Here is a 13385-nt window from a genome sequence, read left to right as displayed (position 1 = left end):
CGGGTTGATGGAAGGCATGTTGTTCCAACTAGCACTCCTTGAGTCACATCAGAAGGCGATCAAGCCAGTATGCGTCGGAGACGCGATTCGCGCGATTGTGGAGGTAACTGGAATCAAGCAGAGATCGAGTGGTTGAGATTGGCGTCGACCACCATCGTTTCGGTCTCAACGATGTTTTGATGCGCCGTTTTGCACGTCGCTTGGCGGCGCGGTCCCCATCGCTCAGCGCACGAATTAAGGAGCCGGCACGCACCGCACCAGTCCGCAACCTTGGTTCAGGATGGGCACGCCCACCGAGGTGCTGGCGCAATTCTCGCGCGACCTCCGCGACGATGGGCACGCGATGCTTGATGTGTTTGTGCGGCGCGTTGAGAAAGCAACAACCACGCAAATTGCAGCGAGCTGCAGCTTTTCCCGAAAGGAGGGGAGTCTCAGTACGTACCCATATAGTCACGCTTGCCAATTTCCACACCGTTATGGCGCAGGATCGCGTACGTGGTAGTGACATGGAAGTAGAACTGGGGCAGCCCGTAACTCAGCAGGTACGACTGGCCAGTAAATTTCTTCTCCTTCGGCGTGCCCGGGCGCGTAACGATTTGGCGCTCCTCGTTGCCATCGATCTGTGCCGACGTGAAGCCTTCGATGAAAGCCAGAGTTCTGCTGATAAGCGCTTGCAACTCCGCGAAAGTCTGTTCGGTGTCCTCGTACTTGGGAACTTCCACACCGGCAAGACGTGCAGACACGCCCCTGGCGAAATCGGCGGCAATCTGCACCTGGCGGATCAAAGGCAACATATCAGGAAACAGGCGGGCCTGCAGTATTGCGCTTGGATCGATGTTCTTCGCAACAACATGCTCTTCCGTCTTGGCCAGAATAGCGCTAACGCTGTTCAGCATTTGCTTGAAGAGCGGAACAGAGGTGGCGTACATGGAAATGGCCATGGAGCGTCCTTTAGTTGAATGTGACTCAATTATAGACAGGAACCGGCGGGCCCTACTTGTGTCGACTCGCCACACCTCCTGATTGCCGAGAGGAAGAACGCTCGGCAAGGGTGGTTTATTCCTGCCTTCGCTGCGGTCCCTCCGAAGCGGGTTACGCCGCAATCGGTGGCGTCGCTGAGCCGAACCTTCGCCTACTTGCTGGTTTCTATCGCGTTCGTCTATCACCTTGCGCACTACTACACGCTGCTGTTCTGGCAGGGCAGCCAGATGGTGAAGTTGGTATCGGATCCGGCCGGCGTGGGATGGAATCTGTTCGCGACCGTGCGGATGGATTTCCCGCCCATCATCCTCGGTGCCAGCGCGATCTGGCATACGCAGGTCGGACTAATTCTCGCGGGCCCTATCGCCAGCGTATTCCTAGCCCATATCGAGGCGCTGCGATTGTTCCGCGATACGCGTCGGGCGCTGCTGAGCCCCAGGGGTCTTCCAATCTTGTCTTCAAGGGAGTCGATTCATGAATGCACAATCCGGGCAGGGCAGGCAAATCTCCGCGGTCGCCATTGCCACCGTCGTAGCCGTCGCGAGCGTGGCGCTGATCGTGGGGCGGGTATTGGATGGCGCGTATTGCCGCTCAGCCGGATTCCGGCGCCGCGCAGGCTCGGCACGAGGTCCGTGTCCTGACGGTCAGGATTGGCGCCCCTGGCGGCGAACCGGGTGAGATTCCCGTCTTCAAGTTGACGCAGGGAGATGACGTGACGATACGGGCCACGTCGGCGCAGGGCGGGGTGCTGATGATCCACGGCTATACGCCGACCGGCATACCGGTGGCGCAGGCACAGCCGGCGACCGTGGTATTCGCCGCCGTGCATGCGGGACACTAGGCGTTGCACCTGCACGGCGACGACGGCAACCATCGCGAAGTGGCCGCGCTCGAGATTCTTCCATGGCAGGCAGCTTCGCGAGCGGCCTAGGTGACTGGTTGTACTGGACAGTTCCTTATCGGTGGGGGCATGGGATGGCGACGGGTCCTCCGCTGGCTCCACCGTCCCGCGGATAGACCGCAAAGGTGCGGCACCGGGTCATTGCGGTGGCGGGCGTGGGGCAGGTCAGCATGGATGCGGTGGTGCGTGCTTCCGTTCATGCTCGCCGAGTCCGTGGTCATGTTCATCATGGTGCTGTTCCCGAAGCTCGTGACCGTGCCGGCACACTGGAACGCATAGCCGGGCAATGCAGAGCAGAACCTCGATGATGAGCCAGGCCAGGAACGTCGCACTCGGTTCCCGCCACGCGATGGCGATGCCGACCGCGATGGTGTTGAGCACGACGCCGGCAAAGATGGGGAGCATGCCGAACAGGCTTCCGATCAGCTTCACATGGATGTCTTCGGGAACGTTCGGGCCGGGATTGCATAGGCCAGGCCGTAGTGCGCGCGCAGCAGGGTGAATGTCGCTGAATTCTTGTACATCGATTCTCGTGAATCCCTGCGAACAGGTACGCCGCTCTTGATTTGCCTGACCTGAATGGCCCGAGGGACGGGCCAATTACAGGGCCGGGAAGCGACATGCGTCGCCTCGCGCGGCCTGTTCCCGCCAGGCCGACAGGCTTATTTGCCTGACTGCGCCGTCAGCTTGCCGAAGTCGGCGTCAAGCCGGGCCAGCGACGTGTCAATGTGGGTACGCCGTGCCTTTATCCACGCATCCTGCGCGGCGAGCCGCTGCCTGGCCTCGGCCAGCATGCGGGTCATTTCCGCGGGCTGCGGGCCGCCGCTGGTGGCCCGGTTCTTGGTGATGGACAACGGATTCAATGCCGCGCGGAACTCGGCCTCGGTCATCGGCAGCTCACCCGAGGCATAGCCCTTGTCCTGTCCGGCCGCGCGATATATCTCCCGCGCCTTGGCGTAGGGGAAGTCGCTCGGCTTGATGTCGTTCGCCTTCGCGTAATCGACGATCTCCGACGCGAAATGGTGGCCGGCGCGGAACGGCAGCTTGTACTTGCGCATCAGCAGATCGGCCAGTTCCTGAGAGGCGGTCCAGTCGCTGTTCAGCTCTTCGAGCGCGCGGTCGGGATTGAGCACCAGGGCGCCCAGGATACGGTCCCAGTCTTTCAGCACCGTGATGCCACTGCCGACCATTTCGCTGTTGGGCTTCACTTCCTTGGCGTCGGGCATGCCCGGCGGAATATTGTGGGCCTCGATCACCGGACCCATCGCCAGCGTGATGGCCATCGACGCGTTATGACGCGCGTTGTTCAGCAATCCGGGATTGCGCTTCTGTGGCATCGCGCTCGATACGTAGGTGTTGCCGCCCCCTTCGGACAGCAGGATCCACGGGCGCGACTGCGCATACTGCGTCATTACGTCTTCGATGAAGCTGCCCGCCTGCAGCGCGATGGTCGACACGATCGCGCCCACTTCGACCGGGGCTTCGGCCGACGAGATCTGTGCCGCGTCATAGGCGTTGTCGACCAGGGCCTCGAAGCCCAGGTAGTCCGCCATGCGCTTGCGGTCGAGCGGCCAACTCGTGCCGTTGAGCACCGTCGTTCCCATCGGCGAGCGGTCCACGCGAACATAGGCCTCGCGGATGCGCTGCGCATCGCGGTCGAGCGCGGCCGCGAACCCGAGCAGGTAGTGGCCGTAGCTGTTCGCCTGCGCCGCCACGCCGTTCGTGTAGTTCGGCACCATCGTCGCGGCATGCTTGTCGGCGAGCCCGACCAGCGTCTTCGACGTCCGGTTGAGCTGGTCGGCCAGATTGAGCAGGTTGTCGCGCATGATCGCCGCGCGGTAGGTCGCGTGCATGTCCTGGCTCGAGCGGCCGGCGTGCAGCAGCGTGACTTCGACGCCGGCTGCCTGGATCAACTGCGGCTCGAACGAGATGACGGTGGACGGACGCCTGGCGCCTGGCTGGTTGCCGTCCTGGATCACCTTGGCGACGCCTGCCGCTACGCGCGGCGCCACCGATTTGTCCAGCAGTCCTTCGTCGGTGTTGATGACGGCCGTGGCCTTGTTCATTTCACCCAGCCAGAAAAACTCATCGCGTTTCGCGGCGGTCTGGGCGCTGGCGCCTGCCGTGTAGAGGACGGCGAGCAGGGCAATGGTGCGGATGCGGGTGGTTAGGCGTGGAGTGCGGGCGGGAACGCGGCGCGCGGGCGCACGCTTCTTGTAGTCGCTCATGTCGGTATGTATCCAATGGGTTAGGTGCCTGTGCACGCGCTTCGCTGCAACGGATCACGAGTCGCGATTCTACGTGGTGCGAAGACCTCTTGTTGAAGCCGGCGGGCGGCCAGTTGGCAATCCGGCAACATGGATTCTGGCTCCCGAGTCCCGTATTCAACGGATGGCCCCCTGGGAGGCGGAACCCACGAAATCGTCGAGAACTCGCGCCTGCGTCGCGACGGTCTGCGCTGCGGTCCTTGGGGTAATCGTCCTTCTCCTGCAGATTGATACGGTTCTAGCCAGTCCCGATGGTGTGGGTTGCAGACCATTCGCCTGACCTTATTGCGGCCATCCGAGCACTAGGGTGAGCTGCGACAGGGTCGCCGGCCAGAGTTCACTTCAAATAGCGTGGCTGACGTGCCAAAAAGCCGTTGCTGCGCCAAAGAATCGTCTATCGGTTGCTTGAATACCTGTTAGGAAGTAAAGTTACTGAATAGTAGAAATATTTACCAACTAGTTTTTTGTCCGCCCAAAGCAGATCGTCCGAGGAGAAACACGATGCGCTGGTCCACGCTTGGAGTCCTGATCGGAGCACTGCCAGGCCTGCTGCTTGGAGGCTGCAGCGCCGTTGGCTTGGTAAATGCATTGGCGCCACGCGATACCTGGCACGTTCTTGCGGACCAGGCCTATGGCACCAAAGGCCAGCGCCTCGCTCGCCACACGACTCTGATAGTCGGCGCGCTAGCAGCAACATTGCGCGGATTGGCGCCAGTGCTTGATGACATGGAATCCTTCCTGCGTCCCACCTTCCAAAATCTGCTCGCATTGCGGGCGCTCTTTTAATTGGCGACGCAAATGGCGCCGAGATTGGGACGCCGTGAAGTACTGCAGCGAGCGCTGCCGTCGAAGCTCTCGGATGCGCGGAGCGCTGCGATGAGGCTGGCCATGTTCACCCGGAGGTCCCGACGGTGACGACACTTCGACTGGTCCTTGGCGACCAGCTCAATTCCCGCCACAGTTGGTTCGCACACGTAGACCCCGAGGTGGTCTATGTGCTGATGGAGATGCGGCAGGAGACGGACTATGTCTTGCATCATGCGCAGAAGATCCTTGCCATCTTCGCCGCCATGCGGCGATTCGCTTGGGCATTGCGCGCCGCTGGGCACCGCGTGCACTACCTCGCCATCGATGCGCCAGACAACCACCAGCGTATCGACGCCAACCTGGACGCACTGATCCCCCGTTTCGCCGTGCGCCGGTTCGAATACCAAGCCCCTGACGAATGGCGGCTGGACCAGATGCTGGAGCATTACGCAGCTAAGCTACCCATCGCCGCGCAGATGGTAGAGAGCGAACACTTCCTCAGCGCACGGCGCGAGGCACTGTCACTGTTCGGCAGCCGGGAGCGCTGGCTGATGGAGCGCTTTTACCGTCACATGCGCCTGCGCCATGCGGTATTGCTCGAAAGCGGCAGTGAGCCGGCTGGTGGGCGCTGGAACTTCGATGCGGACAACCGGCGCCCCTGGCGCGGCACGCCGCCGCTGCCGGCTGACACCCGCACACACCACGATCACGCTGCCTTATGGAAAACTATCTCAGCGGCCGGCGTGAACAGCTTCGGTGCGCCGCAGGCGCATTCGCTTCCGTGGCCGCAGGGTCGCGCCGAGGCGCTGCGGCAGTTCGAAGCTTTCGTCGCCTACGCGCTGCCTCACTTCGGCCCCTATCAGGACGCCATGCACAGCCAGGCCCCGCGGCTATTCCACGGGCTGCTATCGTTCGCCCTCAATACCAAGATGCTGGCGCCGCGTGAGGTCATCGTGCGCGTCGAGAAAGCCTGGCGTGCCGGCGCGGTGCCGCTGGCCAGCGCCGAAGGCTTCATACGCCAGGTGCTTGGCTGGCGCGAGTACGTTCGCAATGTCTACTGGTCGCGCATGCCCGGCTACGCACAAGTCAATGCGCTGGACCATCGGCGCCCGCTGCCTTCTTGGTTCTGGAATGGACGCACACATATGCGCTGCCTAGCGCTGGCGATAGGGCAATCGCTTCGCGAGGCCTATGCTCATCACATCCAGCGCTTGATGGTAATCGGAAACTTCGCCTTGCTGGCGGAACTGGACCCGCATGCTGTGCATCGCTGGTATCTGGGAGTCTACATCGATGCGTTCGAATGGGTCGAGCTGCCGAATACGCTTGGCATGAGCCAGTTCGCCGATGGCGGACTGATCACCACCAAGCCGTACATTGCCGGCGCCGCCTACATCGATCGCATGGGCGACTACTGCAAGGGCTGCCGCTACGACCGGCGTGCCCGCACCGGCGCCCGTGCCTGCCCCTTCAACGCGCTCTACTGGCAATTCCTCGATCGTCACCGGGAGCGCCTCGGCACGCTGCCGCGTCTTGCCATGGCCTACCGGCAGTGGGACCGCTTCAGCACTGAAGCGCGCGCCGCAGTGCGGGAGCATGCCAGACTGACGCTGGAGCAACTGGATACGCTATGAAGCGAGCGCATTCGCCCCGCCTTCCGGGCAGCAGGCTCCACCGCCGAGCCGCCCCGCTGTCCGGCATCGTCAGGCCGACGCCGGACGCGCCGCCGAGCGCCGCCCTGCTGCCTGCGGGCCTGGAGCCGCTTCGGGAAGTGGCCCGCGCGCTGCCGCGTGCCCCGGGCGTCTACCTGTTCCATGGCGAGCGGGGCGGACTGCCGCTTTATATCGGCAAGAGCGTCGATCTGCGCTCGCGCGTCCTGTCGCATCTGCGCAATGCCCAAGAAGCGCGCATGCTGCAGCAACTGCGTCGTATCGACCATGAGCGCACCGGGGGCGAGATCGGCGCACTGCTGCTGGAAGCGCGCCTCATCAAGGAGCAGTTGCCTCTATTCAACCAGCGTCTGCGCCGCCAGCAGCAACTTTGTTCGCTGCGCCTCGTCGACGGCATGCCCGAGGTGGTGTACGCGAACCGCATTGACTTCGCGCACGAGCCCGACTTTTACGGCCTCTTCGCCGGCCGGCGCGCGGCGCTGGACCATCTGCGCGAGCTAGCCGACGCACATCGTTTGTGTCTGCACCTGCTGGGCCTAGAACGGCCCGCCGTGCGCGGGCGCTGCTTTCGCGCCATGCTGGGCCGCTGCGCCGGCGCCTGTGCGGGCGCCGAAACCGAGGCCGCGCACCGAGACCGCCTCGTGGCCTCACTGCAAGCAGTACGCGTAGCCTGTTGGCCCTTTGGCGGCGCGATCGGCCTGCGCGAAGACGATGGCGAGGTCGCCCGCATCCACGTGGTGCGCAACTGGTGCTATCTGGGCAGTGCTCCCGATCTCGCCCGCGCACGCGCGCTGCGCCGGGTCGCCCCCGCCTTTGACGCTGACGCTTATCGCGTGTTGTGCAAGCCAATCCTCCTGGGTAACCACGACCTGATCAAACTATGACCGCTCCTCTGACTGCCCCCAGCTCACAAACCGCGGGCCGAGTTGGCGCCGCTCCGCAACGCTTCCTCGTCACCGGCGGCAGCGGTTTCATCGGCCGCGCTCTGGTGCCCCATCTGCTGATGGCCGGCCACACTGTCACCGTGCTGTCGCGCCAACCGACCAGCGCCGCGCGGCGGCTGCCCGCGGGCTCTCGTATCACTGAAAGCCTTCAGGCGCTGCCGGCCGATGCGGTCTTCGACTTAGTGATCAACCTGGCCGGAGCGCCCATCTTGGGCTCAGGCTGGACGACGGCGCGCAAGCGCGTGTTGGGGACAGCCGGATCGGCCTGACTCAGCGGCTGGTGGTCTGGCTGGCGACACGCCTCCAGCGCCCGCGGCTGCTAGTGAGCGCCTCGATGATGGCGTCACACACATGCGCTCAGCCACTACCCTAACGGCGACTAGTACAACAGGTGAGTAGCCCCGGGGAGTTTCGTCTGGCCCACTGCTCAAGCCTTCGGTCAACATAGCCAATGCGAAGGGTTTCTCATTCGTACTACGTGGGCGTGCTGGCCTACTATGCGGCGAAGACTTCCGGATCGAGTTTGGGAATAGCTGCGAAAGCAGGCTTCGCAAAGAAATAGCCTTGCATCAAGCTGACCCCGTACGCGATAAAAAAGTCACGCTCCCCTTTAGTTTCGATACCTTCAGCCACCACCCGAATACCGAGGTCATCACATATCGATAGCACGCCTCGCACGATCCGCTGGCGCACCGTATCGGTGTCTATGCCGCGCAGCAGAGCCATATCGAGCTTGACAATATCGGGCTGAAAATCTACAAGCAGGGCGAGCCCGGAGTATCCAGCGCCGAAATCATCAATTGCAGTCAGGAAACCGAACTTCTTGTACGCCTTGAAAATCTCGACAAGGCGTGCACGATCACCGATATGCTCCCCCTCGACTGTCTCGAAGATGATTCGCTCAAGAGGAAATCCATTCTTCTGGGCGGCCTCCAGGGTGGTGCGAATGCAAACCTCCGGGCGATAGACGGCATTCGGCAGGAAATTGATGGACAGAAAAGCATCCAGACCGAGTGCGGCAGCGTTGGCGATAGCAACTTGACGGCAATGCTGGTCAAATCGATATCTGTTCCCGTCATCGATTTGCGACAGAACGGAATATGCGGATTCGCCTTTTGCACCACGCACGAGCGCTTCGCATGCGTATACAGACTTGGAGCTGACGTCCACGATTGGCTGGAACGCAAAGCCAATTTCGAGAGGCAATGGCGTTTCATTGCCACATCCTGCGCATTGTTGCGCCTGTCCAGCCAGTTCTTCCTGGCTATGAATCCTAAAAGAGTCCATCTTTCCTGCGTTCCGGTGTTGTAGTTATTCGGTGCGATTGTTCCGCTTTCTGGCCGTCACTAGGCTATAGGTCTGCCGGTGCTTTACTGTCTTCGCAGACCTCGCAATCGAAAACCGCACTAGCATTATCGATGTGGCCGATACGCACGCAGTTTCGCCCCGCGCCCTTCGCCTCATAGAGGGCGCGGTCGGCGACTGCCAATAAGATTCGAGTGTCATGGTCGTATGACCTAGAGACGCCACGCCAAGACTGACCGTTGCCTGCAACGGGCCGGCTCGCGTATCGATGTACGCGCTCTCGACGGCAGCCCGTACGCGTTCAGCCACTGCAGCCGCTTCGTTGGACGTCGTGGACGGCAGTAGCAGTATAAATTCTTCTCCGCCAAGCCTCGCGACGATATCAGACGAACGTAGAATCCCCTTCGCTTCCGCGACAATCCGTTTCAAGACCTCGTCGCCGGCTTGGTGCCCTGGCGTGTCATTGATACCTTTGAACTGGTCGGCGTCCAGCATGACGACTGACAGTGGGCGGCTATGCCGTCTGGTCCGAAGCCAATGATGCCGAAAGCAAAGGCGTTTAGGGTATCCGCGTCAGCGGCGATAGGTGTCTCGAGCGACACATCATCAAAATTCTGACACACGACTAGTCTCTCAAGGTATTTGCGATGCGGGGGGGGGGGCGGGCGTCGCAAATCCTACCGTCGCTGCGCCAACGGCATAGATGATACAGCGGACTCTAGCGAACTCGCTTGCTGGGCTCATGCTGCAAAAGATCTTCCTTTACCCGCGGCGCTTCACGTTTCTTCAAATAGGATGGTGCGCAGCAGATGACGAGCCTCTGTTCGCCTAATTTTCTGGCAACGAGGTCTGCGTCGTTCTCCAGTTCGCCGATACGTACAACCAGCTCAACCCCGTCGCTGATCAAATCTGTTCGGCGTTCACTGAAGATAATGGATAAATCCAGTCGTTCACGCCGCCTGGTCAGGGAGATCAGCAGGGGTAAAATATGGCGGTGCCCAAATGCCGCGGGAAGGCTGCCCGAAGCCCGCGAAGGGTTCATGCAGAAGCTCGCCCATCGCACGCCATGGGTCGCTTGAAAGCAGCCGCGAAACGTCAGGCCAGTCCGGTGTCCGGTGCCTTGGCGCGGGAACAATTGATGACTCGCCCGCCGGCTGCCCGTCCTCCGTCGATTTGCGTAGGAGCTTGAAGGGGTTCCATTTACCCAGATCTGTTTTCATCTTGTCCTCACCGAATGTCCAGACAATTTCCGCGGGCACTGCGGTCGCGCCCTTGCGGATGCCACCGCTACCCGGCGGGCGACGGCCACTCACGCCACGTTGACAGTAATGCGGCGTGGGCGCGCTTCGTCGCGACGCGGGATCGTCAGCTTGAGCACGCCGTCCTGCAGGTTCGCCTCGATCTTCGACGCGTCAAGGTCCGCACTCAGCGAGAAAGCGCGTGCGAAGTGCGGCCGGCGTTGGAGAACCTCGGTGCCCTCGTAGTCTATGCCGATCTGTGGGAAGCTCGCCGAGCTGACCCAGGAGAGGTCATTGTCGGGGCCGTGTGGGCCGAGCTCGCGAGCCATGAACGCGTCATTAAGTGACTCGCTCGCTCTGCTGGAATGGAGAAAGTCGCGGTTGGCGGGATGTCGTTCTCCCTTGATCGGGTTGGCCTTGGCGAAGGGCTTTCCCTGTCGGCGGCACTTGCCGCCCTATCGGATGATGTGGACAAGCCCATTGTGCTGGTAATCGACGAAGCGCAGCAAGCGATTGTCAGTGAGAAGGGAAACGACGCCCTGTTCGCGTTAAAGGCCGCACGGTGCAGGATCGTGTCCACGGCCATTTCAATGGACACGATTCATGGGCGAGAGCGATTCGGACACATCGGCATCGGCCTACACCGCGCCCAAGCGCTCGCCGCCACTGCCGGACGTGCCGAGCGCGGGCGAGGCCGGCGTGCCGGACAACTGGGTGGCAGCGGCTTCCCGCCAAGACACCTGCGCCCATTGCACGACGCCTTGGCAAATTGTTCGCCCAGGCTGCGCGCCGATGGGAGCGTTGCGTCCGCAGCGCAACAATCTAACTCGCTGGCCATTAACCAATACGGCCGTTGTCTACTTCGGCGGCCTACTCTCCCTCACTGCGACACAACCGCATTACGTCCCGCGCTTGAAATGCACATCGGGCACGGCCTTTCCCGGTAACCCGTACCCGGCCATCCAGCCAACGATCGCCGCTATCCGACTCAAGAACCCCGCACAGTTGCCGATAGCCGATGCACTGCATCGGGAGGTTCGCAATGAAACGTGTATTAGTGCTGGTCATGTGCCTGGCCCTGGCCGCTTGTGGCGGTGGTGGTGGTGGTGATGTTGCGGCAGGAAGTAGCGCCAGCACTGGCACTGGCACTGGCGGATCCCCGCCGCCTGCTGTCGTGCAGAGCCTCTCGGGCATTGCGGCAACTGGGTCGGCAATCTCCGGCCGAATTTACCTGAAGGATGCTGCGGGGAACGAGCGGTACGTCGACACCACGGACGGCACCTATAGCTTCTCCACTGCCGATCTTACGCCGCCCTTCATGTTGAAGGCCGAATGGACTGCGAACGGTGCAACCCAGCGGTTGTATTCCTTCTCGCCCTCAAGTGGTGCGGCAAACATTACACCACTAACCCAACTCGCGGTCGTTGGCGCGGCGGGCACGAACGCACTCGACGCAATCTACGCGGCATCTGGTGCCGCTGCTTTCACGACTATCTCGAATGCCTTGCCCGGCGCCATCTCCATCCTGACAGCCGAACTCGCCCCGCTCCTGGCCAGGTACGCCGCCTCCAGCATTGACCTGATGTCCGGCAAGTTCACGGCGGATCATACCGGCATGGACGCACTGCTGGACAACATCACCGTCAGCTATGGCGCCGGCACCGTCACGGTGGCCAACCTGGACGGCAGCACGGTGCTGCAGGCGCCCATCGGCAACCTGGCCGGCGCGCTGTCGGCCGCGGACTGGACTTCGCAGGATGCGCTGGTCGCAAGCGACCCCGACGTGGGGGTAGACAGTAACGGCAACGGCCTCGTGGTCTGGTCTGAGCAGGTGGCTTCGCAATTCGTCATTCGTGCGCGCTTCCCGACGGATGCCGGCGCAGCCGCGACCACGTTGAGCACCGCTGGCGATGCGTTCCTGCCACGTGTTGCCTTTGACGCAGCGGGTAATGCCACCGTGATCTGGATGGCCTCGGAGAACAACATCAGCAACCTCTGGGCGAGCCGCTACACGGCTGCGTCCCGGACTTGGAGCGCGCCGCTGCGGGTTGTGTCGTCGGCGAGCGTCGCTACCGGTGTCTCCACGCCGGACCTCGCCGTCGACGGCCAGGGCAATGCCATCGTGACCTGGTATCAAGGCGACGGGCGCACGAACCACTTTGATGTGTGGGCCGTCAAGTACGCAGCATTGTCCGGTGCCTGGGGCGCGCCGTTCATGGTCAGCGACGGCGTCAATAGCGCAGCCAACAGCCACGTCGCGGTCAACGCCGCCGGCCAGGGGCTCATCGCGTGGGTGCAGCAGCAGGGCGATGGTACTACCGTGTCAAACGGCCCGCAGGACATCTACGGGCGCAGCGTCACAACCGGCGCCAGCGCTTGGGGCCCGCGCGCCATGCTCAATGCCGTCGGCGGCAACCTGTACAACGTCTACGGGCAAGTGGCCGTTGCGGTGGATGGCAGCGGCAATGGCCTTGCGTTGTGGGTGCAGAGCACGGCCAGCCTGTCCTTTGCGATCCAGTCGGCACGGTACGTTGCCGCCAGCGGGTGGCAGACTTCGACGGTCGTCTCGAACAATACACTTGGCGAATGCTACGACCCGCATGTGGAGATCGACGGGGCGGGCAATGCCATCGCGGTCTGGCAGGAGCAGAACGGGGTTGGCGCCTACGGCGGTGCGAACCGCTACGCGGCTGGCACGGGCTGGGGCGTGCCGGAGAAGTTCAGCGGCACGGTGCCGGGAGACGTCTATGCGCCCCGCGTGGCCGTGGGTGCGGACGGCAACGCCACGGCCATCTGGTATCAGTGGGAAGCCTCCGGCATCAACGTCAGGACCAGTCGCTACCTGACCGGCAGCGGCTGGGATGTGCCCAACCTGCTCAGCGCGACACCGGCCGACGGCACGACCTACCCGGTGCCGCGCGTGGCCACCAATGCGGCTGGCCGCACGCTGGCGGTCTGGGGGATCGACCGGATGTAGCAGCATGACCTATTCCATCCAATCGCGCCGCGACCTGGTTGGAGTAGGTCATCACGACTCTGTGCAGCAAAGATGGGTGAACCACCAGTTCAAAGTTGAATGAGCGGGAACGCACTCCACCGCGGCCGGACACGGGCGACTGGTTCAATGTTGAGTGACGCTCCACAACTGGATGGAACGCGATTTCTTCCGGCGCGTCGAGGTGTGCTTCCCCGTGCTGGACAAAACCTTCGAGGATCGCGTGATCGAGGAAGGCCTGAGGGTCTACTTCTAGGACAACTGCGACACCTGGGAG

The 13385-nt window shown here is 62.4% G+C and carries 15 protein-coding genes and 1 pseudogene; 9 read left to right on the top strand and 7 right to left on the bottom strand.

Going from position 1 to position 13385, the window contains the following annotated elements; all coding sequences use genetic code 11:
- Positions 1-431 precede the first annotated feature (431 nt).
- Positions 432-941: a DUF1993 domain-containing protein gene (locus F7R26_RS32740; protein WP_150992134.1), complete on the bottom strand. Its 510-nt coding sequence runs from the start codon at positions 939-941 to the stop codon at positions 432-434.
- Positions 942-1106: 165 nt separating this feature from the next.
- Between F7R26_RS32740 and F7R26_RS32735 the strand changes: the two genes are divergently transcribed.
- Together F7R26_RS32735 and F7R26_RS41545 are read left to right on the top strand one after the other, a co-directional pair.
- Positions 1107-1622 (top strand): hypothetical protein, encoded by a 516-nt coding sequence (locus F7R26_RS32735; RefSeq protein ID WP_150992136.1) that lies wholly within the window; start codon positions 1107-1109, stop codon positions 1620-1622.
- Between the two features lie 71 nt (positions 1623-1693).
- Positions 1694-1822: a hypothetical protein gene (locus tag F7R26_RS41545; RefSeq protein WP_277820370.1), complete on the top strand. Its 129-nt coding sequence runs from the start codon at positions 1694-1696 to the stop codon at positions 1820-1822.
- A 225-nt stretch (positions 1823-2047) separates the two neighbouring features.
- Here F7R26_RS41545 and F7R26_RS41860 read toward each other — a convergent pair whose 3' ends face one another.
- Entirely contained in the window at positions 2048-2314 is a 267-nt protein-coding gene (locus F7R26_RS41860) for a hypothetical protein (protein WP_150992138.1), read from the bottom strand.
- Between the two features lie 230 nt (positions 2315-2544).
- Positions 2545-4110: a lyase family protein gene (locus F7R26_RS32725; protein WP_150992139.1), complete on the bottom strand. Its 1566-nt coding sequence runs from the start codon at positions 4108-4110 to the stop codon at positions 2545-2547.
- A 540-nt stretch (positions 4111-4650) separates the two neighbouring features.
- Between F7R26_RS32725 and F7R26_RS32720 the strand changes: the two genes are divergently transcribed.
- From F7R26_RS32720 to F7R26_RS32700, 5 genes are read left to right on the top strand one after another with little or no spacing between them, the layout of a single operon-like run.
- On the top strand, positions 4651-4935 hold the full coding sequence (locus tag F7R26_RS32720; protein ID WP_170302003.1) for a hypothetical protein: 285 nt from the start codon (positions 4651-4653) through the stop codon (positions 4933-4935).
- Positions 4871-5029: a DUF2256 domain-containing protein gene (locus F7R26_RS32715; protein ID WP_150992140.1), complete on the top strand. Its 159-nt coding sequence runs from the start codon at positions 4871-4873 to the stop codon at positions 5027-5029. The genes F7R26_RS32720 and F7R26_RS32715 overlap by 65 nt, the downstream gene beginning before the upstream one ends.
- 31 nt (positions 5030-5060) lie before the next feature.
- Positions 5061-6590: a cryptochrome/photolyase family protein gene (locus tag F7R26_RS32710; RefSeq protein WP_150992142.1), complete on the top strand. Its 1530-nt coding sequence runs from the start codon at positions 5061-5063 to the stop codon at positions 6588-6590.
- Positions 6587-7510: an excinuclease Cho gene (cho, locus tag F7R26_RS32705; protein ID WP_150992144.1), complete on the top strand. Its 924-nt coding sequence runs from the start codon at positions 6587-6589 to the stop codon at positions 7508-7510. The genes F7R26_RS32710 and cho overlap by 4 nt, the downstream gene beginning before the upstream one ends.
- A complete protein-coding gene (locus tag F7R26_RS32700) occupies positions 7507-7839 on the top strand; it encodes an NAD-dependent epimerase/dehydratase family protein (protein WP_150992146.1) in 333 nt (110 codons plus the stop codon). Before cho ends, F7R26_RS32700 begins: the two co-directional genes overlap by 4 nt.
- Before the next feature lie 226 nt (positions 7840-8065).
- Here the strand turns inward: F7R26_RS32700 and F7R26_RS32695 are convergent, their stop codons facing one another.
- The 4 genes and pseudogenes from F7R26_RS32695 to F7R26_RS32680 form a co-directional block, all read right to left on the bottom strand.
- On the bottom strand, positions 8066-8857 hold the full coding sequence (locus F7R26_RS32695; RefSeq protein WP_150992148.1) for an EAL domain-containing protein: 792 nt from the start codon (positions 8855-8857) through the stop codon (positions 8066-8068).
- A 24-nt stretch (positions 8858-8881) separates the two neighbouring features.
- Complete coding sequence (locus F7R26_RS41855; protein WP_416351351.1) at positions 8882-9370, bottom strand: GGDEF domain-containing protein; 489 nt, start codon at positions 9368-9370, stop codon at positions 8882-8884.
- A gap of 223 nt (positions 9371-9593) precedes the next feature.
- Positions 9594-9917 carry a LysR substrate-binding domain-containing protein gene (locus F7R26_RS32685; RefSeq protein ID WP_150992150.1) on the bottom strand — a complete coding sequence of 108 codons (324 nt, stop codon included), beginning with the start codon at positions 9915-9917 and terminating at the stop codon, positions 9594-9596.
- Positions 9918-10184: 267 nt separating this feature from the next.
- Positions 10185-10334: pseudogene (locus F7R26_RS32680) on the bottom strand (Hsp20/alpha crystallin family protein); the annotation flags it as partial.
- 144 nt (positions 10335-10478) lie between these two features.
- On the opposite strand from F7R26_RS32680, the gene F7R26_RS41180 reads away from it, so the two are divergent.
- Positions 10479-11060 (top strand): hypothetical protein, encoded by a 582-nt coding sequence (locus F7R26_RS41180; protein WP_241754620.1) that lies wholly within the window; start codon positions 10479-10481, stop codon positions 11058-11060.
- A gap of 95 nt (positions 11061-11155) precedes the next feature.
- The gene (locus F7R26_RS32670) at positions 11156-13090 is read left to right on the top strand and encodes a hypothetical protein (RefSeq protein WP_193692197.1); all 1935 of its coding nucleotides are present in this window, start codon (positions 11156-11158) and stop codon (positions 13088-13090) included.
- The last annotated feature ends 295 nt before the right edge of the window (positions 13091-13385 follow it).

The sequence above is a fragment of the Cupriavidus basilensis genome (assembly GCF_008801925.2).
GTDB classification, from domain to species: domain Bacteria; phylum Pseudomonadota; class Gammaproteobacteria; order Burkholderiales; family Burkholderiaceae; genus Cupriavidus; species Cupriavidus basilensis.
The sequence above is the reverse complement of the archived record's forward strand: the minus strand, read 5'-3'. Positions and strand labels throughout refer to the sequence as shown.